This window comes from Planotetraspora phitsanulokensis (assembly GCF_016863295.1).
Classification (GTDB): Bacteria; Actinomycetota; Actinomycetes; order Streptosporangiales; family Streptosporangiaceae; genus Planotetraspora; species Planotetraspora phitsanulokensis.
The window spans coordinates 92,203-114,585 of sequence record NZ_BOOP01000032.1 but is presented as its reverse complement, the minus strand read 5'-3'; the positions used below and the strand labels follow the sequence as shown (position 1 = coordinate 114,585).

The following is a 22,383-nucleotide window of genomic DNA, read 5'->3' as shown; positions in this document are numbered from 1 at the left end:
ATGATCACGGCAGAGGTTGGTGCAGGTCGCGGGGGGTTTGCGCGAGCCTGTGCATGATCACGGGTGGAAGTGGCGGAGGCGGAGGCTGTTGGTGACGACGAACGCGCTCGACAGGGCCATGGCGGCGCCGGCGATCATTGGGTTGAGCCAGCCGGCCGCCGCCATCGGGAGCGCGGCCACGTTGTAGGCGAAGGCCCAGAAGAGGTTGCCTCTGATGGTCCTGAGCGTCCGGCGAGACAGTCGGACGGCGTCCGCGGCGACGCGGAGGTCGCCACGCACGAGGGTCACGTCGGCGGCCTCGATCGCCGCGTCGGCCCCGGTGCCCATGGCGAGCCCCAGGTCCGCCTGGGCCAGGGCCGCCGCGTCGTTGACCCCGTCGCCGACCATGGCCACCACTCGGCCCTCGGCCTGGAGGCGCTTGACCACGTCGACCTTGTCGGCGGGCAGCACCTCGGCGATCACCCGATCGACGCCCACGGCCCGCGCCACGGCGTCGGCGGCGGCGCGGTTGTCCCCGGTCAGCAGGATCGGGTCGAGCCCGAGATCCCGCAGATCCCGTACGGCTCTCGCCGACGTCTCCTTGATCGTGTCGGACACGACGAGGACGCCCCGGGGCACGCCGTCCCAGCCGACGACCACGGCCGTTCCTCCCGCGGTCTCGGCGGCGGCAAGCGCCTCCTCGATCACGGGCGGCAGGTGCCGGGTCCCCGCGAGCAGCGCCCGGCGACCGGCCAGCACCACGCGGCCCTCCACGACGCCCCGGACGCCGAGGCCGGGGATGTTCTCGAACGCGTCGACTGCGGGGAGCCGATGACCCGCCTCGCGGGCGGCGTCGGAGACGGCCCGGGCGACGGGATGCTCCGACGCGTGCTCGACGGCTCCCGCCATCCGCAACACGTCCTCGGCCGACTCGCCCCCGGCGGGGACGACCGAGGTCAGGGACATGCGGCCGGTGGTCACCGTCCCGGTCTTGTCGAGCACCACCGTGTCGATCCTCCGCGCCCGTTCGAGCACCTCGGGTCCCCTGATCAGGATGCCGAGCCGCGCGCCACGGCCCGTGCCGACGAGCAGGGCCGTCGGCGTCGCCAGGCCGAGCGCGCACGGGCAGGCGATGATCAGCACGGCGACGGCCGCGGTGAAGGCGTGCACCGCCCCGGCACCCGCGGCGAGCCAGGACACCAGTGTGGCGGCCGCCAGCACGATCACGACGGGCACGAAGACGCCGGAGACCCGGTCGGCGAGGCGCTGGACCGCGGCCTTGCCCGACTGGGCCTCGGCGACGAGGGCCGCGATGCGGGCGAGCTGGGTGTCCGCGCCGATCCGTGTGGCGCGGACGACGAGCCGTCCGCTCTCGTTCAGCGTGGCCCCCGAGACCGTGTCACCCGGTCCGACCTCGGCCGGCACCGACTCTCCGGTGAGCATCCCGGCGTCGACGGCCGACACCCCGTTGACGACGACGCCGTCCGTGGCGATCTTCTCGCCGGGCCGTACGACGAACTCGTCGCCGACCCGCAGCGACTCGATCGGGACGCGGATCTCGGCGTCCTGCCGGATCACCGTGACGTCCTTGGCCCCGAGCTCCATCAGCTCGCGCAGCGCGCTTCCCGCGCGGCGTCTGGCCCTCGCCTCGAAGTGACGCCCGGCCAGGATGAACACCGTCACTCCGGCCGCCACCTCGAGATAGGTGTGACCTCCCGCCGGCCCGGCGAGCAGGGCCCACCACGACCAGGCGTACGCGGCGAGGGTGCCCAGGGAGATCAGGGTGTCCATCGTCGCGGCCCCGTGCCGGAGGTTGACCCAGGCGGCCCGGTGGAACGGCCGGCCGCCGTACGCGACGACGGGCGTGGCGAGCGTCAGGGAGAACCACTCCCATCCGGGGAACCGGAACGCCGGGACCATCCCCACCGCGATGACCGGGACGGCCAGCAGGAGGGACAGGATCAGGCGCTCCTCCAGCGGGTCGGGCGGCGCGGCGGACTCGGTCTCGGGCAGCGCGGCGGAGTAGCCCGCCTTCTCGATCTGGGCGATCAGCTCGCGATGGTCGAGATGGTCGGGGAAGACCACGCTGGCCTTCTCCGTGGCGTAGTTGACCGCCGCGCTCACGCCGTCGAGCTTGTTGAGCTTGCGCTCGATCCGGCCCGCGCAGGAGGCGCAGGTCATGCCGCCGATCTCGAGCTCGATCCGCGCTGTCATGTCTCCTCCGGGCCCGGGCCGCGAGAGCCGGCTCAGGCGACGATCTCGTAACCGGCCTCCTGGACGGCCAGCCGTACCGCCTCGTCGGCGACTCCCTCACCGGCGACGTCCAGCCGTCCGCTCGCCAGGTCGACCTCCACGCCGGTGACTCCGGCGACCTCGCCGACCTCCTCCTTGACGGAGCTGACGCAGTGGCCGCACGTCATGCCCTGGACGGTGTAGGTCTTCACGCTCATGTCCATCCTCCCGGTACAGATACCCCCCAAGGGTATGCCATACCTCAGGCGGAAGTGCCGATGACCTGGCCGATCGACGTGTGTCCCTGACGCCGGACCCGGCGGGCGAGCTCGCGGTGGATCCTCGACGCCCACAGCGGGCCCTCGTAGATCAGGCCCGTGTAGCCCTGGACGAGGCCGGCGCCCGCGCACAGCCGGTCCCACACGTCGTCGGCGCTCTCGACGCCGCCCACGGACACGATCGTCAGCCGGTCGCCCACCTTCTTGTGCAGCCGCCTCAGCACCTCGAGCGACCGCTCCTTGAGCGGCCGGCCCGACAGGCCGCCCGTCTCGGTGCTGGCGACCCCGGCCCGGCTGATCGTGGTGTTGGTCGCGATGATCCCGGCGAGGCCGAGATCCACGGCGAGTTCCGCGACCGCGTCGACGTCCTCGTCGGCCAGGTCGGGAGCGATCTTCACCAGCAGCGGGGTCCGTCCCGCCACCTCCTTGACCGCGGTCAGCAGAGGCCGCAGCAGCTCGACCGCCTGCAGGTCGCGCAGCCCCGGCGTGTTCGGCGAACTCACGTTGACCACGAGGTAGTCCGCGAGAGGCGCGAGCAGCCGGGCGCCGGTCACGTAGTCCTGTACGGCCTCCGCCTCCGGCACCACCTTGGTCTTGCCGATGTTGACCCCGACGACGGAGGGGATCACACGGGGCCTGCGGAGCCGCGCGGCGGCCGCCGCCGCGCCCTCGTTGTTGAAGCCCATCCGGTTGATGATCGCCCGGTTGCCCACGAGCCGGAAGAGCCGGGGCCGGGGGTTGCCGGGCTGCGCCCGGGCGGTGATCGTGCCCACTTCGACGTGGCCGAAGCCGAAGGCGGTGAGCGCCTCGACGCACCTGGCGTCCTTGTCGAACCCCGCGGCGAGCCCGAGCGGCCCGGGGAAGCGGACGCCGAAGGCCTCGACTCTGAGGGAGGGGTCGCGCGGGGCGAGCAGGGCGTGCAGCACCTGCTTCAGGACGGGGAGCGCGGAAAGGACGCGGAGCAGCCTCATCGTCAGATGGTGGACGGCCTCCGCGTCGAAGCGGGTCAGGACCTGCGTGAACACGAATCGATACATCGCGGCCAGACTATCGCCCGCGTCAGTTGAGGCCGGGGTTCACCTCCATGCTCATGGGCGTCGTGTCCTCGGGCAGGCCGCGGATGGTCAGCTCACGATCGAACTCCAGGAGCCGGAGCAGGCGCAGAACCAGCGAGGACGGGCGGACGACGGTCATCGTCCCGCCGCACCCGCGCGCCCGCTGGTGGATCCAGACCAGCGTCCTGCAGCCCGAACAGTCGATGAAGCCGACACCCGACAGCTCGAGGTCGATGTGCCCGGGGCGGTACGCCCAGAGGGCTTCGGAGACGCACACCCGCAGCTCCCCTGCCCCCTCCGCATCGAGATCGCCCCGGACCGCCATCGAGATTCCGCCGTCAGACGGCGTGATCTGGATTCGCAACATCACGCGGGCCCTGTTCGCCCAGCAGTTCGGCCGCCAGGTCGGAGACTCTCCGCCTGCTGTCCCTCGCCTGCTTGCGCAGGCCGGTGAACGCCTGAGTGGCCGTCAGGTCGTGCTTGCCCATGAGGTAGCCGATGGCGCGCTCGATGACCACGCGGTAGTCGAGCGCATACTGCAACTGGTCGGCGAGCACCGCCTTCTCGTCCGCCTCGATCGAGGCCACCAGGACCTGCTCGATCACATGCGCGTACGCGTGGAGCGCCTGGACGTCGGAGTCCTCCCAGTCGTGCGGAGTGTCCTGGTAGACGTTCAGCGTGCCCACGGGCACCCCGCCCAGCCTTATGGGGACGCCCGCCACCGCCCGCACCTCGGGGTGCAGCAGTTCGGGCAGGTCGGGCCAGCGCGGATCGCTCCTCACATCGACGGTGGTCACCTCGGTGTCCCCGGCGTAGGCGGCGACGCAGGGCCCCTGGCCCGTCATCGCCTGCGCGTGCTCCAGGCTGCGGCCGCGCTCGTCGGTCGCGAAGAGGTACCGGAGCGTGCGGTCCTCCTCGGCGAACATCAGACCGGCCCCCGAATATCCGAAGATCCGATCGACGACCTGCACGATGCGCTCGAGGTGCTGCACGATCCCGGTCGCCGTCGTGTTCTTCTGCAGACGGCGCAGACTGGCGACAAGCGCCTCCGGATCGATATGGGTCATTCCATTTCCTCTCGTGAACCTCACCTCAGCGCCGGCGCGGTCGCGGAGAGTTGGCGACTCGGCCATCACACCTGCCCAGACGGGGAGGAATCAGTCCTGCCCTCGGCGAGAACCCGCAGGACGATCACCATGAGCTCACCCAGACACGAGCCCGTCTGCACCGCCGCGGGGCCCCACTCACGCCCGATCCGGGCGTAGAAGTCGAGGACGCCGATGAGTTCCGCGTCCTCGACGAGCGGCACGGACATGACGGCCCGCACCGGCATGGCGTGCGCCGCCACATGGGGGAATCCCAGCGGGGTCGCCGCATGAAGATCGTTGATCGCGACGAGATCGCCGCGGACCGCGCTCGCTATGGCCGGGCCGTCCCCGACGGACTCCTGCGCGGATTCCAGCGCGATGCCGTCGTCGTCCGAGGCACCGACCGCCCGCAGGCGATCCTGCCCGTCGAGCAGCATGAGAGCGGCTCCGTCGACCCCGAAGAGGTCGGCCATGCCGACGAGAACGTTCTCGAGAACCACTGGCGCCTGTGCCATGACATGCCATCTCCATGAGAGAACGGCCGCGGACACAGGGCGGATTGAGCACAACCCTAGTGGGCCGCCGACGGCACAGGCGAGGCGAACCCGACTTTGTTTCACGCTACGACGACGACCGCCCCGGAGCGCGGATGCGCTCCGGGGCGGTCGTGATGCCGAGCCGGACCGGTCGGAGACCGGGTTCGTGAAGTCGTCCGGCGAAGGCCGCGGGAGGGGGTCGGTCCGCGAGCCGGTTGGACCTGGTTAGTGCTTGGCCTTCTTACCTTCCGGCGTCACGGCGTACCACTCGCCGCCGAAGTCCTTGACGTCCTGACCCTTGACGTCGCCGGCCTTCTCGTCCTTGGCGTAGTAGTACAGCGGGTGGTCGTTGTAGGTGACCTGGGTCATGCCGTCGTCCCTCTTGATCGTCTTGAGGAGCTCAGGCTTGACGTTCGTTCCGGCCGTGGGCGCGCCGAGTGTGAGAGCCGGCGGCCACGCGGTCGCGCAGGCGCCCGTGCACATCGACGTGCCGGCCTTGTCCTTCGAGAAGAGGTAGAGCGTACGACCCTCGAGGCCCACGAGGACCTTGCCGAGCTTCGTTTCCGCTACCTCGATCTTCGCGGGGCCCGTGGGCGCCATCATGATCGGCGAGGTCGGGGATGGCGAGTAGCCCGGCGACATCATGCCGGTCTCGCCCTCGGTCGGCGTCGCCGGCGAGGTCGGCGACGCGTTGTACTCGTCCGCGGCGACAGGGCTGGAGGAGTTGTCCGAGCTCCCGCAGCCGGACGCCAGCAGGCCGGCCATGACCGCGCCGACGCACAGCAGTTTCTTCATCTTGGGTCTCCAGGGAAATAGGCGGGCACCGCGTCCAAGGAGACACGCGGCGACGATAGAGCGTCGCGCCGACACGGACCGTAGCGACATGACTTTGCCCGGTCTTGGCTCATGCCTGGCCCAATCACCGTCCAGGCCGGGAAGGGAGGCGGAACAGGAGAACATCGACTGACGCGAAGTCGGGCGGGGAGGGCGTCATGCGCATGGCCGAACTTCCGGCGGGCGAGGAGGTCGCCGCCCTGGGCCAGGGCACCTGGCACATGGGTGAGAACCGTTCATCGCGGGAGGAGGAGATCGCGGCGCTCCAGGTGGGACTGGACCTGGGGATGACGCTGATCGACACCGCGGAGATGTACGCCCAGGGCGAGTCCGAACGGCTCATCGGCGAGGCGATCGCCGGCCGCCGCGACGAGGTGTTCCTGGTCACCAAGGTGCTGCCGCACCACGCCACCCTCGAGGGCACGGTGGCGGCCTGCGAGGAGAGCCTCAGGCGCCTTGGCACCGACCGGATCGACCTCTACCTGCTGCACTGGCGGGGACGGGTCCCGCTGGAGGAGACGTTGTCGGCCTTCGACCGGCTCACCGCGTCCGGGCGGATCCGGCACTGGGGCGTGAGCAACTTCGACGCCGGCGACATGGAGGAGCTGGTGGCTCTGGCGAGCGGCACGGCCGTACAGACCGATCAGATCCTCTACAACCTGTCCCGGCGCGGATGCGAGTTCGACCTCGCCCCCTGGTGCCATGACCGCGGCATCCCGGTCATGGCCTACTCGCCGGTCGAGCAGGGCCGGCTGCTGGGACACCCGGCGATCCGCGGGGTGGCGGAGCGGCACGACGCCACCCCGGCTCAGGTGGCCCTCGCGTGGACGCTCAGGGACGACGGCGTCATCTCCATACCCAAGGCGTCCAAGCCGTCCCACGTGCACGAGAACCACGCCGCACTCGCGATCCGCCTCGCCGAGGAGGACCTGTTGGTGCTGGACACGGCGTTCCCACCGCCGCGGGCGGGACTGCCCCTGGAGATGCTCTGACCGCCGACACGGACCCCCGACGGGCCACCCCTGCCCGTCGTCGCGGCATCGGCAGTGCCATGCTGAGATGCCCGGCGCAGGTTCGGTGACCGGGCACGACAGACGAAGAAGGAGGCACTCCGGATGGCCGACAGCCCGGCGCGACCCGCGAGCCCGTCCACCGTCAAGCAGCGCCTCGGCCGTACGGGAGTGTGGCTGGCCTCGTTCACCTCGGTGCCCGCGGAGACCGTGCGCCGGGCGGCCGCGGAGATCGAGGACCTCGGCTACGGCGCGCTGTGGTTCGGGGAGACCCCGGTGAGCAGGGAGGCCCTGACCCAGGCGGCGCTGCTGCTCTCGGCCACGCGGCGCCTCCAGGTCGCCACCGGCATCGCCAACATCTACGCGCGTGACGCGGTGGCGACGGCCAACGGCGCGAACACGCTGGCGGAGGCGTGGGGAGACCGGTTCGTCCTCGGTCTGGGCGTGAGCCACGCACCACTGGTGACGACGCGGGGCCACGACTACGGCAGGCCGGTGGCCACGATGCGGGCCTACCTCGACGCCATGGACTCCGCCTCGTTCGGCGTGCCGCCGGCGCCGGCCGCGCCGAGGGTCCTCGCGGCCCTGCGGCGCAAGATGCTCGAACTCGCGGGCACCAGGGCACAGGGGGCGCACCCGTACTTCACCACCCCGGAGCACACCGCGATGGCGCGCGACGTCCTCGGCCCGGACCCCGTCCTCGCCCCCGAGCAGGCCGTCGTGGTGACCGGCGACGCCGAACGCGGCCGGGCCGTCGCCCGGAAATACGCCGCGGCCTATCTGTCCATGCCCAACTACCTCAACAACCTGCGCGAGCTCGGCTTCTCCGATCGCGACTTCGAGGGGGGAGGCAGCGACGCGCTCATCGACGCCGTCGTCCCCTCAGGGGATCCGGAGACCATCGGCGAGCGCGTCCGCGCACATCACCAGGCAGGAGCCGACCACGTCTGCGTCCAACCACTCGCCGGCACCCTCGCGGAGCAACTCGAGCACCTGCGCCTGCTCGCCCCCGTCCTCGTCGGGTGACCCGGTGAGCTCGGCACGGCCGGAGGCGGCGCCGCACGACCAGGACGGCGAGGCCGGCGACCTCACCCCGCCGGACCCGACGGGCCTCGAGGCGTGGATCCGTCAGGTCCTGGGGCTGGCGGGTCCACGCGTCTCGTCGTTCGTCCCGTTGTTACCCGAAGCTCCCCGCCCGTCGGCGGAGGCGGAGCCCCCACCAGCGCCGGAAACGCGGTAGGCCGGGAGCCGCGCTCAGGCCGTCCGCCCGCGCACCTGCTCCTCAAGCCGCGCCAGGCTCTCGTCGAGGGACTTCTCCACGAGGGCGGCGGGCGGCGTGTGCCCTCTGCCGAAGAACGACAGGTGGACCGTCGCCTCACTTCCGTGCTCGTCGATCCCGGCCACCTGCAGCCATCCCGCGTAGCGGTCGTCGTCACGGGTGCCCCACTCGAGCCGGAGCTGGTCACGGTCCTCCCGGAGCAGCGCACGGGCGTCGTGTCCGGTCCGGTCCTCGTGGACGGTCACGGCGGGCAGCTCCTCCGGGTGGACGTGCAGGTCGCCCGGGAGCCACTCGTCGAGCCGGTCGAGGTCGGACGCCTGCTCGAAGACCTGTTCTGCGGAGGCCGGCATCCGGCGCGACCGCTCGAATTCGCTCATCGGTTCGCCCTCCTCACTCTGGCGCGTACCGCGCCCTTACCCGCCGAGGGCGACTCCATCCGGCCTAGATCTTCAGGATTGACTTATATAAGAAGAGATTCAGATCGTGGCCGGCGCCCCGGAGGAGAGGAAGCGCGACCTCATGGGCCTCGTGGAGGCGTAGGCGCGCGGGGCCCGCCCGGAGGGGGCACGGAACAGCTGATCTCCGTGTTCACGGGCCGGGGACACGGCACCAGTTCCGAGGGGCCGCCCGCCATGACGCCGACGCCCGGCGGCACGCCCAGGACGTACTCGGCGTGGCAACCCGTCGCACAGCTCATCTCGGCGTTCAGCATGCCGCCGTCCCGCCATGCCTCCTCGAAATGGCGTCCCGCCTCGTCCCAGGTGAGCGTGCGCTTGACGGACAGTCGTCCGGGCGTGCCCGGCTCCAGCTTGACCTCGACGTTCCCGGTCGTCCTGACGACGATCATCTGTGTGTGGATCTCGTAGGCGTACGTGGTGATCTCGGTCGTCGGGCCGACGGGGCGGGACGCGGAGGACGCGCTGACGAGGTCGCCGTCGGCCTGGACCTCGATGTCCGTCAGCACCGCGACGGCCATCGCGACCACGACAAGGGCGGTGAACACCCCGCCGACGGCGATCCAGGCGGCTCTGACCTTGCTTCGCATCTGCACGCGCCTTTCAGACCTTCAGGAATCGCAGTACGGCCAGGACCCGGCGATGGTCCTTGTCGGCGCTGGGCAGGTCGAGCTTGGTGAAGATGTTGTTGATGTGCTTGCCGACGGCGCTCTCGGACACGACCAGAGCCTCGGCGATCCCGGCGTTCGACCTGCCCTCCGCGATGAGCGCCAGCACCTCGTGCTCGCGGGGCGTCAGCCGTTCCAGCGGGTCGCTGTTCCTGCGCAGGAGAAGCTGGGCGACCACCTCGGGATCGAGAGCCGTGCCTCCGCCCGCCACCCTGCGAAGCGCGTCGAAGAACTCGGTGACGTCGGCCACCCGGTCCTTGAGCAGGTATCCGATGCCGCTGGTCGCCGTGGACAGCAGCCGGCTCGCGTAGCGCTCCTCGACCCACTGGGACAGGACGACGATCGCGAGCTCCGGCCGCTGGCGGCGCAGGACCAGCGCCGCGCGCAGGCCCTCGTCGGTGTGCGACGGCGGCATGCGGACGTCGGTGACGACCAGTTCGGGCTCGTGGTCGTCGACCGCGCGCAGCAGGGCCTCGGCGTCGCCGACCGCCGCGACCACGTCCATCCCCCCGGCGGCGAGCAACCGGACGAGTCCCTCTCTGAGCAGTACGGAGTCCTCCGCCAGGACTATGCGCACGGAAGCTCCGCCTCGATCCTCGTGGGACCGCCCCGGGGACTGTCGATGCGCAGCGTGCCGTCGATCGAGCCGACCCTCTGCAGCAGGCCGCGCAGTCCCGTTCCTCCCCTGGCGCCCGGCTCCGCCCCTCCACGGCCGTCGTCGGCGACGGTGAGGCGCAGGCGATCGCCCGCGCGCCGTACGACGATCTCCGCGCTGCTCGCCCCGGCGTGCTTGGAGATGTTGGTCAGGGCCTCGGAGACGACGAAGAACGCCACCGCCTCCACTGTGGGCGAGGCGCGTTCCGTCACGTCGACGTGCAGCCGCACAGGGAAGGACGCCCGGGCGGCCAGACCGGACAGCGCGGCGTCGAGGCCCTCCTCGCTGAGCACGGCCGGGTGGAGGCCACGGACGACGTCGCGTAACTCCTTCAGCACGAGCTTGGAGTCCTCGTGCGCCTGGGCGATCACCTCCCTGGCCGCGTCGGGAAGATCGGTGAGGGTGGCCCGGGCCATGCCCAGGTTCATGGCCAGGCCGAGAAGCCGTTGCTGGGTGCCGTCGTGCAGGTCGCGCTCGATCCGGCGCCGCTCGGCGTCCGCCGCCTCGACCACCTCGGCGCGGCTCTCCTGGAGGCTCTCCACCCGCTCGGCGAGCTGCTCGTTGAGACTCGGCCCGAGCAGGGCCTCCGCCGCGACGACGTCGAGCGAGGTGACCCCCTGCACGACCCAGGGGACGGCCACGAACACCGCGAACGCGAGCAGGGCGAGCAGCGACCCCGTCCACCCGCTGCCCACCAGCCACAGACGCAGGGCGAGCACGGCGGCGACCACGCACGCCGACCAGGCCACGATCACCGCGACGAACCCGGCCACACTGATCATCGGAGCGACGACGTGGTAGGCGATCTGCCGCCACACGGCTCTCGACCGCATGTCGCGGAACATGCTCCGGATCGGATCGCGCCCGGCGGACGGGCGCGGCACGGGCGCGATGTCCACGCCCAGGTACGCGGCGAAACGCCTCCGCTGCAGCCGCGTGAAGATCGTCACCGCCCAGAAGAGCAGCGGCAGGGCCACCAGCGGCGCCACAAGGGTCCAGGAGAGGACCACCGACACGACGGCCAGCCCTCCGATCACCCCGACGGCGGCGAGCGCGATCGGAAGACCCGTCGCCACATGGACGGTGCGAAGCCACGTCGGCGCGGACCAGTGGACGCGGACCCTGTCCCAAGGAGTGCTCAGGTCGGTGGCGCTCATGATTCCAACGGTAGAGATCCGCCCCGCCCGGCGACATGGGCCGGTCATCCCGATTCATGGTGGGGTAAACCCCACCATCGACCCGTGCAACGTTTTCCGGTGACGAGACGTCCCTGATGTCATGGACGACACCTTCGACGACTTCGTCCGGGCACGGGCGGGCGCCCTGTTCCGGTACGGCTTCGTCCTCACCGGCGACACGGACGACGCCGCCGACCTGGTGCAGGAGGCGTTGTTGCGCCTGGGAGACACCTGGGACCGGGTGATCAGGAAGGACGATCCCGAGGGGTACGTCCGGACGATCATGGTCCGCCAGCACATCAGCTGGTGGCGACGACGACGGCGGGAGCATCTGATGGCCGAGACACCCGACCTCGGCTACACCGACCGGCGGTTCGACGGCGACGCCGGCCTGTGGGCCGAACTCGAGGGACTTCCCCGCAGGCAGCGCGCCGTGCTGGTCCTGCGCTACTACGAGGACCTTCCGGACACGGAGATCGCGCGGATCCTCGGCGTCTCGCCGGGAACGGTCCGCAGCCAGGCCTCGCGTGCCCTCGACAAGCTTCGTGTCCAGCGGCAGACCGCGCTGATGGAGGAAGTGTGAGAACAGAACAGGACTTGAGGGCGGCCCTCCAGCGGGCCGCCGACCAGGTGACCCCGCCCGCCGACCTGGCCGGCGCCCTGCGTGGCCGTAGAAGAAGGCGGACGCGTCGCCGCTACCAGGCCGCGCTGGCGTTCGCGGGAGTCGTCATCGTCGCGGCCGGCGGAACGGTCGTCCTCCGCGGGGGCGGGGACGGCGCCACGGCCACGAACCCGAAGAAGGTGGCGCCCACGGCCACTCCGGCCGCGTCCACGCGGATCTCCGACCGACCGGCCGTCAAGAAGGCCCAGCCCGCCAGGGTGGCGTGGCCGGACGCCGTGTCCACGGTCCCCGCCAAGGCCGGGGACGGCGCGCGTTACATGCCTCTCGCCGCGCTGAGCCCGACAGAGGTGGTCCTCCTCGCCCAGCGGACGTTCGAGAAGACGACACGGATCGACGTCTACGACACACGGACGGAACAAACGCGCGTGCTGACGCGGATACCCGTGAACCAGGGCTACCTCCCGCAGCGCTTCGAGGTCGGCACGGACTACATCGGCTGGTACGGCATGACGCTGCGGGACGGGAACAAGGTGGCGCACTTCTGGGTCGCGCCCCGTGCGGGCGGCCCGGCGATCAAGGTCGGCGAGGTGACGGGCACCTCGGTGGCCTCCAACGGCGTCAGCGCGGACTCCTTCGTCTGGTCGGCCTTCCCCGGCGGGGTGTACCGGATTCCGATCACCGGAGGCTCCCCCGAGAAGATCGCGGGCACCGACGGCCTGTGGCTGGCGTCGTGGCCGTGGGCAACGGATCTACCCCCGTCGTCGATCAACACGGACATGGATCGCAACCAGACCAGGCTCGTCAACCTGGAGACAGGTGAGAAGCACGACATCGTGCCTCCACCGGGCGTGAAGGGCCTGCACTGCACGTTCTCCTGGTGCGCCGGCCGGTCGGGGGACGACCTCATCGTCATGCACCCGGACGGATCGGGGCTGAGCCGGGTCGCCGGCCTCTCGTCGTACATGATTCAGGTGGCCGGCTCCCACTTCATCCAGACGGGAGGGAGCCTGTACGACCCGGTCACGGGGAAGACGGCCACCATAGGCACGCCCCGCGAGTACCGATGGGCGCCGACGTCGTCCCCGACGCTGGTCTCCTGGGAGGACGGGCACGGCAGGCAGGGGGTGCTCAACATGCTCGCCGTGGACGGCTGAGCGCGGAGGCCGCGCACGGCCGGCCAGGGAAAGCGGAAGGGCCCGCACCGGGACGGGTGCGGGCCCTTCGCTCAGGTGAGCTTCCTCAGAAGATCACTTGTTGTGGGCGATCGAGGCCACCGCACCCGTGGTGGGGTTGAGGATGACGGTGTCCGCCTTCGGCCGGCCGAAGTCGAACATGCCCTTGAGCGAACCGGCGCGCCCGTCGTAGGACGAGTCGCCGATCTTGCCGAGGTTCCAGTTGTCCTCGATGAACCGCAGCACCGAGGTCTGGTCGGTCAGGGTGTGGTCGACGTGGTTGACCTTGCTGTAGGGCGAGATCACGAGCAGCGGCGTCCGCGGGCCGTAGCCGCAACGGTCCTCGTAGCCGCCGGCGACCTTGGCGTCGCCGCAGAGGGCGGCGCTGTCCTGGGCCGGGTCGGCGGAGCCGTTGACGATCGGGGCGGCCTTGTGGTCGTACCAGCCGTCGGAGTCGTCGTAGGCGATGACGATCGCCGTCGAGTCCCAGAACTTGGACTTCTGGATCTTGTTGATCGTGTTGACCACGAAGGTCTGCTCGTCCAGCGGGTCGGAGTTGCCCGGGTGACCGTCCTGGTACGCGCCGGCCTTGAGGAAGCTGACCGCCGGCAGGTTGCCCGCGTCGAGGGCGGCGTCGAAGTCGGTCAGGTCGTAGTTGTGGTTGGCCTGGTCGGTGTGGCCGATCGCCGCGACCGAGGACGGCGCCAGGTGCTTCGGGTTCGCCGTCGACTGGTAGTACTGGAACGGCGAGTGGTGCGGGCTGTAGTCGACGACCGAGTTGCCGCCGATGTTCTGGTGCGTCGCACCGCACACCACGTAGGCGCCGGAGGCGTCGGTCGGCTTGAAGCCGCCCTGGAACCAGCCCCACGTCACGTGGTTGCGGTTGAGCAGGTCACCGACGTTCGGGCCCGTCGCCGCCGCGAGGTTGTTCTTCGAGGTGTGGTTGTTGTCCGAGCAGTCGTCGAACGCGGGGTCGGGGTCGTTGATGACCGTGCCGGCGCCGACCTCGTTGGGGGACGACACCACGCTCGCGTCGGTGACCGCCGTGTGCTTCACCGGGTCGACCGCATAGACGCCGCTCGTGTTGCCGGAGATGAGGTTCAGTGCACCGGGGGTCGACGGACCGAAGTTGGTGTTGTAGGAGTTGTCGCTCATCGCGTAGTGCTGAGCGTAGTTCCACATACCGGTGACGGTGTTGCCGTCGTAGTAGTCCATGACCAGGCCGGGCGCACCGTAGATGACCGGCTGGCCGGTGCAGGTGTTGTGCTCGGTGTGCTGGACGAACTGGTCCATCTTGCCGCCGTTGTAGGCGAGCTGCTCGTGGCCGTACCCGTGGTCCTGGCTGCACGTGAGGGCCTGCTCGTGGGTCAGGCGCTTCGGGTTGTACAGGTTCGGGTTCTTGGTCAGCAGCTTGCTGGTCAGCCCGTCGACGGACGGCGTGTGCTTGTCGGCCTTGAACGTGGTGCCGTCGGTATTGGCCGCGTTCGGGTACGTGCCGAAGTAGTGGTCGAACGACACGTTCTCGTCGAACAGCACCACGACGTGCTTGATGGGGGTCGTGGTCTTCGCGTCGTTCTTGAACAGCACGACCGGAGCCGTGTTCGTCTTGGGCGCCGCCGTGCCGGTGGCGGCGGAGCCGGGGGTCATGGTCGTGACGACCAGGGCCCCGGCGGCCACCACGCCGGCCGCTACCGAGGACCAGCGCAGCGTCTTCTTCTTGTCTGGGCGAATGCCCACAATGCCTCCTACTGACGATGCCGGGCCAGGTTCAGCCCGGATGGCACCAGAGGCACAACGCCCCCATGGTGCCTACGGAAATGTCATCGGAGGCGGTCGACGCTTATCCCGCAAAAAGGTGACGCCAACCTAAACACCATCTGAAAACCGTCAAACCTCTATAAAACCTCCAAATGACCTGGAAGCATCCTGTACGCCAGGGAGGGCGAAGAAATAGCCTCCGCCGAACGGCGAGATGTAGTCGACGAGCGGCTCGTCCTCCAGGCGCTTCTGGGTGGCCTCGAACTGACGCCGCAGGTCCTGCTGGTAGCAGGTGAAGATCAGGCCCACGTCGAGGTCGCCGACGGGGTCCATGCCCCTGTCGTAGTTGAAGCCCCGCCGCAGAATCCGGCCGGCGTCGGTCTCGGCCGTCCGCGGGTTGGCTCGCCGGATGTGGCTGGTGAGCGGGATGACGTTGCCCTCGGGGTCCAGGTGGTACTGCGGGATGTCCTGTTCCCTTGCGCCGTCCAGCGGAGCGCCGGTGGCCTTGGAACGGCCGAACATCTCCTCCTGCTCGTCGAGCCCGACGCGGTCCCAGAACTCCACGAGCATCCGGATGAGCCGGACGACGAGGTAGCTGCCCCCCGCCGTCCAGGCCGGCTCGGGCGCCTTGCCGCTCACCCAGACGAGCCGGTCCATCTCGGCGGATTTCGCGGTGTCCGGGTTGGCGATGCCGTCCTTGAACCCCAGGAGGTTCCGCTGCGTGCCGGTCGGCCGGGGCGGGCTGGTGAAGCCGTTCATGCGCCAGCGGACCTGCATGCCGCCGCGGGTGTGACGGGCGATGTCGCGCAGCGCGTGCAGCAGGGTGTCGTCGTCATCCGCCTCGAGCTGCAGGCTCACGTCGCCGTGACACCACGCGGGGTCGAGGTCGTCGTTCGGGAACATCGGCATCGTCGTCAGCCTGGCCGGCTTGAGTGCGGCCAGGCCGTACCGGTCGTCGAACAACGAGGCGCCGACGCCCAGCGTCACCATCAGCCCTCCGCCCGGCACGTCCGGACCGAGGATGCCGGAGTCGGCCGGCGGCGCGGTGATGCCCACCTGCGGGGTGACTCCCCCTCCCGTGAGCAGGCGCGCCCGGTCGGTCACGGTGTGGAACAGGTCGGCGAGTTCACCGCGCCCTTCCGCGAGCACGTCGAAGGCGGCGACGATCGTCCGCCGTCTCGGGGCACTGAGGATTCCGGCCTGGTGGGGGCCGTGGAACGGAGGGATCGGCGGCGCACCGGCCGCCGGGGCCGGAGAGGAGTCCGCGGACGCCCTCTCCGCGGCCGCTCCGGCCACGGTCCCGGCGATCCCGGTCGCGAGGGCGCCGCGAAGGAACATTCTGCGGTCGTAGCCGCTCATGAGGTCCGCCTCGGGTAGCAGATGGTGGCGATGGGGGCCAGGCGCTCGAGCAGTTCGCCGACGGCGCCGTTGATGGACTCGCGATCCGACGTGTCGAGGCTCGCGACGGGCGTCCAGGAGTCGCCGTGCTTCCGCGCGTCGAGCAGCTTCTGGACCCGGTCGAGCTGCGCGTCCAGCTGCTTCAGCCCGGTGTAGCGCGACTGGAGCAGCGGCCGCAGCAGGTCGACGGCCTCGCGGGTGCCCTCGAGGTTCGCCGACGCGGTGGCCAGCGAGGTGCCGCTGCCCTGGTCGGCCTTCTCGGTGAGCTCGAACTGGAGGGTGTTCTCCATGATCTCGTGCGCGCGCAGCGGGAGGTCGCCGGGCTCCATGTCCTCGTTGGGAAGGTCGGCCTTGAGCCCCTTGACGTCCTTGAGCAGCCGGTCGGCGAGCTTACGCAACGAGGACACGGACTCGCCGTGCCACAGGCCGTACTCCACCCGGTGGAAGCCGGCGAAGTCGGGGTCGTGCACGCCCTTCGGCAGGCCGACGGGAAGGCCGTCGATCGCGTCGCCGAAGTCGCCGAAGGTGTCGTAGGCCGCACCCAGCTTCTCGTAGGCGAGGTGGGCGGGCAGCCATGCCTTCTTCGCGGCCTTGACGTCGCCCCTGTCGACCGCGGACGTCAGCGTCCTGGTCTTGGCGAGCAGCGTCTTCACGCCTCCGGCGACGTACTCCTGGTACTGCTTCGTCGGACCGTACAGGTCGTTGTAGGTGACCGGGACGGCCGCGGGACCGGACGTGCCGGTTCCGCCGATGCGGACGGACGGGCCGACGAGCGGGTCGCCGTCCTCGGGCTGGCACCTGATCGCGTAGGTGCCCTGGCCGAGCATGATCGCCAGGGGTCTCGTGACGCCGGGCGCGAGCCCTTCGAGCTCGCCGTAGACAGCGCCACCCGGCACGTCGATGACGTAGGCGTCCGCGGCCACGGTGCCGGTATTGGTCAACGTCAACGTCTGCAGGCCCGCAGCGGGATGCGTCCACCCCTGGCCACAGTGGCTCGTCGAAATCTGAATGGGAGAGCCGGCCGCCGGCGTGGAGGGGGCGGCCGCTTTGACACCGGAGTCGGAACATCCGGCCACGAGGAAGAGCGACGATGCGATCACCGCGCTCGCCCGCCTGACGTGCACTGATCTCACCTTACGTATCGCCTGAAAGGGCAGAAATAGGTTAGTCACGCGAACTACCGCAGAAGTCATAACGAGGTCCATAAGGTGCCTTGTTCACGAACTTCTCATCTGCCGTTCCCTATCCTCACAGCAGGTCAGCAGGTAGCGCGGAGCCTGAACCGCCCGTTTCCCCTCACGGGCGCGCTCCGGATGGAAGTGTGAAAACGACCGCGTCCATCCGACCCCGAGAAAGGGCCCCCATGGACTGGAAACTCGAAGTCGTCCCCATCCCCGTGTCCGACATCGACCGGGCGAAGAGCTTCTACGGCGAGCAGGTCGGCTTCGCCGTCGACCACGACACCCAGGCCGGACCCGGGACGCGTTTCGTCCAACTGACCCCGCCCGGTTCGGCGTGCTCGATCGTCCTGGGCGTGAACTCGGGCATGCCGCCGGGTTCGGTGCAAGGAGTCCAAATCGTCGTCCCGGACATCGAGGCGGCCCGGGCTCAACTGGCCGAGCGCGGCGTCGCGGTCAGCCCGGTGCAGCACTTCGGCGCGGACGGCGCCCTGGCCGACGGTCACGGCGGCAGGTGGAACGCGTTCGTCTTCTTCAGCGACCCGGACGGCAACGGCTGGGTTCTCCAGGAACGTCCCGCCGACGACCAGGCCACCTGACAGCCGCGTAGGTCTGCTCGGCGGGCCGTGGCGAGGCTCGGCCCGCCGGTGACCTCCCGGGCCTGCGAGGCGCTAGGCGGTTCAGCTCGCATGACTTGCTTTCATCATGCAAGTAACCTAACTTGGATTATGAAAGCCAGCTCGCAGGAGGTTCGTGATGAGGTACACAACTTTCGGCCGCAGCACGGGACTGCGCGTCTCGGAGTACGGCCTGGGCACCGGCAACTTCGGTACCGGCTGGGGCACCGGCGCCGGACGGGACGACGCGAAGGCGATCTTCGAGAGGTTCGCCGAGGCGGGCGGCACGCTGATCGACACCGCGGACGTCTATCAGCTCGGCGAGTCGGAGAAACTGCTGGGCGAGTTCCTCGCCACGGACCGGGAACGCTTCGTCCTCGCGTCGAAGTACACCTCGGGAACGGGCACCTCGGGCGGCGTCTCCTTCACCGGCAACGGCCGCAAGAACATGTTCCGGTCGGTGGAGGCCAGCCTCCGGCGGCTGGGCACCGACTACCTCGACCTCTACTGGGTGCACTTCCCCGACTCGGTGACGCCGATCGAGGAGATCCTTCGGGGGCTCGACGACCTGGTCAGCGCCGGGAAGATCCTGCACTTCGGCCTTTCGAACTTCCCCGCCTGGCGGGTGTCCCACGCCGCGGCGATCGCGGACCTGCGCGGCTGGGCGCCGGTGGCCGGGATCCAGGTGGAGTACAGCCTGGTCGAGCGGACCCCGGAGCGTGAACTGCTCCCCATGGCCGACGCGCTCGGGCTGGGGGTCGCGCAGTGGTCACCGCTCGGCGGCGGCCTCCTGACCGGAAAGTACCGCGTGAGCGCGGAGGGCCGGCTGACCGACTGGGGCCGGCTCATCCACAGCGAGGACAACGCCCAGAAGACCGCCGTCATCGACGCCGTCCTGGCGGTCGCGGAGGAGATCGGCGCCTCGCCCTCGCAGGTGTCGGTGGCCTGGCTGCTCGAGCGGGGCCGCCGTTCCACCACCGCGTATGTGCCGATCATCGGCCCGCGGAGCGTGAAGCAGCTCGAGGACTACCTGGGCGCCTTGGAGGTCGGCCTGTCCGACGCGCAGTACTCCCTGCTCGACCGGGTCAGCGCCGTTCCCGCGGGTGTTCCGTACGAGGTGAACGAGGGCATGCTCGACGTCATGCTCGGCGGCGACCGGCGGCGCTTCGATCTGCCGGCCGTGCCGGTAGCGTGATCGGATGCAGCGCACCAGCTTCTCGGGGGCCGAGTGCCCCATGGCCGCGAGCCTGGACCAGGTCGGCGACTGGTGGAGCATGCTCATCCTGCGTGACGCCTTCGACGGCTACAGCCGTTTCGACGAGTTCGAGCGCAGCCTGGGCATCGCGCCCAACATGCTGACCCGCCGGCTCAAGGCGCTGGTGGCGGCGGGCGTCCTGTCCCGCAGGCCGTACCAGCAGCGTCCCGTGAGGTACGAATACGTGCTCACCGAGCGCGGGCGGCGGTTCCTGCCGGTGCTGCTCGCGCTGACCACCTGGGGAAACGAGCTGCGGGCAGACGACGAGCCGTCGGTGATCGTGGTCGACTCCGAGAGCGGGCGCGAGATCGATCCGGTCATGGTCGACCGGAAGACCGGTGAGCCCGTCACCGCGTCCGCGGTGCGGTTCGCCGCGGGTCCGGGTGCCGGCGAAGGACTGCGCGGGCGATTCGCGAGCGTCCCCGACCGGGCCGCCGCCCTCGCCGCACGCGCGAGCGAGGCGACCGAGACGACGCCGGGTGCCAGCGAGTCCGAGTGACAGTGCCGAGTGACAGTGCCGAGTGACAGTGCCGAGTGACGCTGCCGGGCGCGAGGGCCTCGTGCGCACCCGGGGGTCCGCGTCCCGGGGTCGCCCTCAGCCGTCGCGGCCGGCCCGCTGGATCCGGTAGTGCCGGTCGGCGCGCGCCCGGTCCCCGCAGGTCGTGGAGCACCAGACCCGCCGGGCGTGCTCGCGCAGAAAGATCCGTACGCAGCGGGGCGACTCGCACCGGCGGATCGTCGGCGCGCGCGGTCCGGTGATGACGTCGACGGCGTCACGGGCGATGTGGGCGAGAACCGCGTCGAAGCCCTCCCGTTCCGCATGCCAGACCTTCACCGGACCGGTGACGGGCCACTCCACCACCGGAGCCACTGGAACTGCCCGGACCAGTTCGTTCACCAGCTCCATCGCGGGCTGCCAGGGTCGGCTCCCGTCCGCGACGGCGACGAACAGACATCGCGCGGCGTTTCTGAGCTCATGCAGCCGGATGACCTCGATCGGCCCCAGCGGGAGGCCGCCATCGACGACGAGGCCGCGCGCCCGTAGCCAGTCGGCGATCTCACGCGACGAGGGCAGGTCGTCGATCATCCCGGTGGCAGGGGTGGAGTGCCGTGAATTGATCAGCGCCAGTGCGACGGAACCGTCCTCACCGGGGGCCGGATGCCAGGGCGCCATCGTCAGGTCGTCCTCTCCTCAGCGGCCAGCGGTCCGGTGTGGATCTGTTCGGTCATCGTGGCCGATCGCGCCTGCGGGCACGGGGGCACAGGGGCAGTGTTTCGATTCTCACGGAAGTCGTCCGAGATTCCATGAGAAACGAGAAGAAGGCCCTTGCCCCCACCGGGAGAGCGACGCGGGTGGAGTGAGACGGGCGGGTAAGGCCGTGTGATGGCCCGAACGCTGACGCCGGGGACGCGGGATACAAGGCGCGAGACAACAGGCCGAGACAACGGACCGAGACAACGGACCGAGACAACGGACCGAGACAACGGACCGAGACAACGGACCGGGACAAGGGGCGCGGAGGCGCGGCGGTGAGACGCGGGCGCATGAGGGCGCGGCGGGCGAAGAGCACGACGGGCGAAGGGCACGGAACCCGCGTGGCGGTCAGGGCGTCAGGACGACGAGGCCGGAGTACCGGGGCTTCGTCTCCGCCGTGCGGGTGACCCGGAAGGCCATCGTGTCGCGGCCCTGCGGGGTGAGCTCGACTGTGGCCGGGGAGCACCCACGGGGGCCGACGACCTTGCCGATCCGCATCGTCAAGGTGACGTCCGTCTCACGCACCCGGCTCAGCCGCCCCGAGCACTGGAGGTTCTCCCCCCACCGCATGGAGCCGGCCTTGGCCGTGTTCGCGGCCAGGACCAGTTCCACGGAGAAGACCAGGTCCCTCGAGGAATACTCGGCGCTTCCGGTCCAGCGGCCCGCGTACGAGAACGCTCGCGGCGACGAGGGGGTGGCGGTCGGCACGGTGGGGGACGCGAGCGGGGAGGACGTGGACGGCGAGGCGACCGTGCCCGACCGGCCGTGACCGGTCCACCACAACGTCGCCCCGACGACGCCGGCGACGAGGACGGCGGCCACCGTCACGATGACGGGCTTCCGCAGGAGCCACCGCGAGACGCCGCCGGGGCGGGTGTGCTCGGCCCTGTCCAGATCCGACGCGGCGACCATCTCGCCGAGGTCCTGTGGCGTCTGGGGGTCGGTGACGGCGTCCGGCGACACGCTCGCCGAGGCCGCGTCCGCCGGGTGCGTGTCGGCGGCCAGGAGGGCGCCCGCCTCGAGCACGGAGCCGGGCTCCTTGTCGCGGAGAGCGAACTCCTCGCGCCCGATGAGGTGACGCAGCACCTCGTCCGCGGTCGGCCGGTCGGAGGGGGCCGCCGCGAGGCAGGCGACGACGATGTCGCGTAACCGGCCGCTGAGAGGCCCGAGGTCGGCCGTGCCGAACAGGATCCTGCCGAGGATCGCCTCGAAGGAATCGGCACTGTATGCGTGCCGCCCGCTCGCGGTGTAGGCGACCGTGAGCGCCCAGCCGAACATGTCGGCCGCCGGACTCACCCGTTCTCCCCTGAGCTGCTCGGGAGAGATGTACGCGGGCGTGCCGACCGGGGTGATCGTCACGGTCTCCGTCGCGTCCAGGATCCGGGAGATGCCGAAGTCGATCACACGCGGGCCATCCGGGCCGAGTAGGACGTTGCCCGGCTTGAAGTCCCGGTGCACCACCCCGGCCTGATGGATGGCCGCGAGCGCGGTGGCCGTGGCCACGGCGATCCGATCGAGCGATCCCCCGGCGCGGGGACCCGAGGTCGTGACGTCCTCGCGCAGGGACGGCCCGTCGATGTACTCGCTGACGATGTAGGGGCGCTCCTCGTCGAGGTCGGCGTCGAGCACCTGCGCCGTGCAGAAGGGCGCGACCCGCCGCACCGCCTCCACCTCGGCGATGAAGCGCCTTCTGGCCTTCTCACCGTCCAGTTCCTGGTGCATGCGCTTCACCGCGACCTGGACGCCGCCGGGAGCGGTGCCGAGGAACACCACTCCCTGTCCCCCCTGGCCGATGCGCCCGGCCAGACGATAGACGCCGAGGCGCCGGGGGTCGTCGGCGCGCAGGGGGGCGGGCGGTGCCATGTGCAATGCCTACCACGA

General features: G+C 70.4%; 24 protein-coding genes. 8 read left to right on the top strand and 16 right to left on the bottom strand.

What is annotated here, in order from left to right:
- Positions 1-57: 57 nt before the first annotated feature.
- The 7 genes from Pph01_RS31870 to Pph01_RS31840 form a co-directional block, all read right to left on the bottom strand.
- Positions 58-2,193 carry a heavy metal translocating P-type ATPase gene (locus Pph01_RS31870; protein WP_204076890.1) on the bottom strand — a complete coding sequence of 712 codons (2,136 nt, stop codon included), beginning with the start codon at positions 2,191-2,193 and terminating at the stop codon, positions 58-60.
- A 32-nt stretch (positions 2,194-2,225) separates the two neighbouring features.
- Positions 2,226-2,429: a heavy-metal-associated domain-containing protein gene (locus tag Pph01_RS31865; protein ID WP_204076889.1), complete on the bottom strand. Its 204-nt coding sequence runs from the start codon at positions 2,427-2,429 to the stop codon at positions 2,226-2,228.
- A 44-nt stretch (positions 2,430-2,473) separates the two neighbouring features.
- Complete coding sequence (locus Pph01_RS31860; RefSeq protein ID WP_204076888.1) at positions 2,474-3,526, bottom strand: quinone-dependent dihydroorotate dehydrogenase; 1,053 nt, start codon at positions 3,524-3,526, stop codon at positions 2,474-2,476.
- 22 nt (positions 3,527-3,548) lie between these two features.
- Complete coding sequence (locus Pph01_RS31855) at positions 3,549-3,869, bottom strand: STAS domain-containing protein (protein ID WP_204076887.1); 321 nt, start codon at positions 3,867-3,869, stop codon at positions 3,549-3,551.
- Between the two features lie 13 nt (positions 3,870-3,882).
- The gene (locus Pph01_RS31850) at positions 3,883-4,611 is read right to left on the bottom strand and encodes a GAF and ANTAR domain-containing protein (RefSeq protein WP_204076886.1); all 729 of its coding nucleotides are present in this window, start codon (positions 4,609-4,611) and stop codon (positions 3,883-3,885) included.
- Between the two features lie 65 nt (positions 4,612-4,676).
- Positions 4,677-5,147, bottom strand: coding sequence for a GAF domain-containing protein (locus tag Pph01_RS31845; protein ID WP_204076885.1), 471 nt, complete (start codon positions 5,145-5,147; stop codon positions 4,677-4,679).
- Positions 5,148-5,393: 246 nt separating this feature from the next.
- The gene (locus tag Pph01_RS31840; RefSeq protein ID WP_204076884.1) at positions 5,394-5,963 is read right to left on the bottom strand and encodes a COG4315 family predicted lipoprotein; all 570 of its coding nucleotides are present in this window, start codon (positions 5,961-5,963) and stop codon (positions 5,394-5,396) included.
- 197 nt (positions 5,964-6,160) lie between these two features.
- On the opposite strand from Pph01_RS31840, the gene Pph01_RS31835 reads away from it, so the two are divergent.
- The 3 genes from Pph01_RS31835 to Pph01_RS31825 all read left to right on the top strand — a co-directional run bounded on the left by Pph01_RS31835 (position 6,161) and on the right by Pph01_RS31825 (position 8,252).
- Positions 6,161-6,994: an aldo/keto reductase gene (locus tag Pph01_RS31835; protein WP_204076883.1), complete on the top strand. Its 834-nt coding sequence runs from the start codon at positions 6,161-6,163 to the stop codon at positions 6,992-6,994.
- Positions 6,995-7,117: 123 nt separating this feature from the next.
- Positions 7,118-8,038: a TIGR03620 family F420-dependent LLM class oxidoreductase gene (locus Pph01_RS31830; protein ID WP_204076882.1), complete on the top strand. Its 921-nt coding sequence runs from the start codon at positions 7,118-7,120 to the stop codon at positions 8,036-8,038.
- A 4-nt stretch (positions 8,039-8,042) separates the two neighbouring features.
- Positions 8,043-8,252 (top strand): hypothetical protein, encoded by a 210-nt coding sequence (locus tag Pph01_RS31825; protein WP_204076881.1) that lies wholly within the window; start codon positions 8,043-8,045, stop codon positions 8,250-8,252.
- A 14-nt stretch (positions 8,253-8,266) separates the two neighbouring features.
- On the opposite strand, the gene Pph01_RS31820 is transcribed toward Pph01_RS31825, so the two are convergent.
- The 4 genes from Pph01_RS31820 to Pph01_RS31805 form a co-directional block, all read right to left on the bottom strand.
- On the bottom strand, positions 8,267-8,668 hold the full coding sequence (locus Pph01_RS31820; protein WP_204076880.1) for an SRPBCC family protein: 402 nt from the start codon (positions 8,666-8,668) through the stop codon (positions 8,267-8,269).
- Between the two features lie 140 nt (positions 8,669-8,808).
- Positions 8,809-9,336 (bottom strand): hypothetical protein, encoded by a 528-nt coding sequence (locus Pph01_RS31815; RefSeq protein WP_204076879.1) that lies wholly within the window; start codon positions 9,334-9,336, stop codon positions 8,809-8,811.
- Between the two features lie 13 nt (positions 9,337-9,349).
- On the bottom strand, positions 9,350-9,991 hold the full coding sequence (locus Pph01_RS31810; protein WP_203886482.1) for a response regulator: 642 nt from the start codon (positions 9,989-9,991) through the stop codon (positions 9,350-9,352).
- Positions 9,982-11,226 carry a sensor histidine kinase gene (locus Pph01_RS31805; RefSeq protein ID WP_204076878.1) on the bottom strand — a complete coding sequence of 415 codons (1,245 nt, stop codon included), beginning with the start codon at positions 11,224-11,226 and terminating at the stop codon, positions 9,982-9,984. The genes Pph01_RS31810 and Pph01_RS31805 overlap by 10 nt, the downstream gene beginning before the upstream one ends.
- 121 nt (positions 11,227-11,347) lie before the next feature.
- Here Pph01_RS31805 and Pph01_RS31800 point away from each other — a divergent pair, with 121 nt between their 5' ends.
- Both Pph01_RS31800 and Pph01_RS31795 read left to right on the top strand, forming a co-directional pair.
- Positions 11,348-11,830 (top strand): SigE family RNA polymerase sigma factor, encoded by a 483-nt coding sequence (locus Pph01_RS31800; protein ID WP_204076877.1) that lies wholly within the window; start codon positions 11,348-11,350, stop codon positions 11,828-11,830.
- On the top strand, positions 11,827-13,023 hold the full coding sequence (locus tag Pph01_RS31795; protein ID WP_204076876.1) for a hypothetical protein: 1,197 nt from the start codon (positions 11,827-11,829) through the stop codon (positions 13,021-13,023). Before Pph01_RS31800 ends, Pph01_RS31795 begins: the two co-directional genes overlap by 4 nt.
- A gap of 93 nt (positions 13,024-13,116) precedes the next feature.
- Here the strand turns inward: Pph01_RS31795 and Pph01_RS31790 are convergent, their stop codons facing one another.
- The 3 genes from Pph01_RS31790 to Pph01_RS31780 all read right to left on the bottom strand — a co-directional run bounded on the left by Pph01_RS31790 (position 13,117) and on the right by Pph01_RS31780 (position 17,321).
- Positions 13,117-14,778, bottom strand: coding sequence for a phospholipase C (locus Pph01_RS31790; protein WP_204076875.1), 1,662 nt, complete (start codon positions 14,776-14,778; stop codon positions 13,117-13,119).
- Positions 14,779-14,928: 150 nt separating this feature from the next.
- Entirely contained in the window at positions 14,929-16,158 is a 1,230-nt protein-coding gene (efeB, locus tag Pph01_RS31785; protein WP_239117162.1) for an iron uptake transporter deferrochelatase/peroxidase subunit, read from the bottom strand.
- Positions 16,155-17,321, bottom strand: coding sequence for an EfeM/EfeO family lipoprotein (locus Pph01_RS31780; protein ID WP_204076874.1), 1,167 nt, complete (start codon positions 17,319-17,321; stop codon positions 16,155-16,157). Before Pph01_RS31780 ends, efeB begins: the two co-directional genes overlap by 4 nt.
- Positions 17,322-17,560: 239 nt before the next feature.
- On the opposite strand from Pph01_RS31780, the gene Pph01_RS31775 reads away from it, so the two are divergent.
- From Pph01_RS31775 to Pph01_RS31765, 3 genes are all read left to right on the top strand, one after another.
- The gene (locus Pph01_RS31775; protein WP_204076873.1) at positions 17,561-17,974 is read left to right on the top strand and encodes a VOC family protein; all 414 of its coding nucleotides are present in this window, start codon (positions 17,561-17,563) and stop codon (positions 17,972-17,974) included.
- 157 nt (positions 17,975-18,131) lie between these two features.
- A complete protein-coding gene (locus Pph01_RS31770) occupies positions 18,132-19,187 on the top strand; it encodes an aldo/keto reductase (RefSeq protein ID WP_204076872.1) in 1,056 nt (351 codons plus the stop codon).
- Positions 19,188-19,191: 4 nt separating this feature from the next.
- Positions 19,192-19,746: a winged helix-turn-helix transcriptional regulator gene (locus Pph01_RS31765; protein ID WP_204076871.1), complete on the top strand. Its 555-nt coding sequence runs from the start codon at positions 19,192-19,194 to the stop codon at positions 19,744-19,746.
- A gap of 96 nt (positions 19,747-19,842) precedes the next feature.
- On the opposite strand, the gene Pph01_RS31760 is transcribed toward Pph01_RS31765, so the two are convergent.
- On the bottom strand, positions 19,843-20,421 hold the full coding sequence (locus Pph01_RS31760) for a CGNR zinc finger domain-containing protein (RefSeq protein ID WP_204076870.1): 579 nt from the start codon (positions 20,419-20,421) through the stop codon (positions 19,843-19,845).
- A 429-nt stretch (positions 20,422-20,850) separates the two neighbouring features.
- Entirely contained in the window at positions 20,851-22,365 is a 1,515-nt protein-coding gene (locus Pph01_RS31755) for a serine/threonine-protein kinase (RefSeq protein ID WP_204076869.1), read from the bottom strand.
- Between the last annotated feature and the right edge of the window lie 18 nt (positions 22,366-22,383).

Coding starts and splice junctions, on each gene's coding strand:
- Pph01_RS31870 (WP_204076890.1), bottom strand. CDS start 2,193: ATGACAGCGCGGATCGAGCTCGAGATCGGCGGCATGACCTGCGCCTCC.
- Pph01_RS31865 (WP_204076889.1), bottom strand. CDS start 2,429: ATGAGCGTGAAGACCTACACCGTCCAGGGCATGACGTGCGGCCACTGC.
- Pph01_RS31860 (WP_204076888.1), bottom strand. CDS start 3,526: ATGTATCGATTCGTGTTCACGCAGGTCCTGACCCGCTTCGACGCGGAG.
- Pph01_RS31855 (WP_204076887.1), bottom strand. CDS start 3,869: ATGGCGGTCCGGGGCGATCTCGATGCGGAGGGGGCAGGGGAGCTGCGG.
- Pph01_RS31850 (WP_204076886.1), bottom strand. CDS start 4,611: ATGACCCATATCGATCCGGAGGCGCTTGTCGCCAGTCTGCGCCGTCTG.
- Pph01_RS31845 (WP_204076885.1), bottom strand. CDS start 5,147: ATGGCACAGGCGCCAGTGGTTCTCGAGAACGTTCTCGTCGGCATGGCC.
- Pph01_RS31840 (WP_204076884.1), bottom strand. CDS start 5,963: ATGAAGAAACTGCTGTGCGTCGGCGCGGTCATGGCCGGCCTGCTGGCG.
- Pph01_RS31835 (WP_204076883.1), top strand. CDS start 6,161: ATGCGCATGGCCGAACTTCCGGCGGGCGAGGAGGTCGCCGCCCTGGGC.
- Pph01_RS31830 (WP_204076882.1), top strand. CDS start 7,118: ATGGCCGACAGCCCGGCGCGACCCGCGAGCCCGTCCACCGTCAAGCAG.
- Pph01_RS31820 (WP_204076880.1), bottom strand. CDS start 8,668: ATGAGCGAATTCGAGCGGTCGCGCCGGATGCCGGCCTCCGCAGAACAG.
- Pph01_RS31815 (WP_204076879.1), bottom strand. CDS start 9,336: ATGCGAAGCAAGGTCAGAGCCGCCTGGATCGCCGTCGGCGGGGTGTTC.
- Pph01_RS31805 (WP_204076878.1), bottom strand. CDS start 11,226: ATGAGCGCCACCGACCTGAGCACTCCTTGGGACAGGGTCCGCGTCCAC.
- Pph01_RS31800 (WP_204076877.1), top strand. CDS start 11,348: ATGGACGACACCTTCGACGACTTCGTCCGGGCACGGGCGGGCGCCCTG.
- efeB (WP_239117162.1), bottom strand. CDS start 16,158: ATGAGCGGCTACGACCGCAGAATGTTCCTTCGCGGCGCCCTCGCGACC.
- Pph01_RS31775 (WP_204076873.1), top strand. CDS start 17,561: ATGGACTGGAAACTCGAAGTCGTCCCCATCCCCGTGTCCGACATCGAC.
- Pph01_RS31770 (WP_204076872.1), top strand. CDS start 18,132: ATGAGGTACACAACTTTCGGCCGCAGCACGGGACTGCGCGTCTCGGAG.
- Pph01_RS31765 (WP_204076871.1), top strand. CDS start 19,192: ATGCAGCGCACCAGCTTCTCGGGGGCCGAGTGCCCCATGGCCGCGAGC.
- Pph01_RS31760 (WP_204076870.1), bottom strand. CDS start 20,421: ATGGCGCCCTGGCATCCGGCCCCCGGTGAGGACGGTTCCGTCGCACTG.
- Pph01_RS31755 (WP_204076869.1), bottom strand. CDS start 22,365: ATGGCACCGCCCGCCCCCCTGCGCGCCGACGACCCCCGGCGCCTCGGC.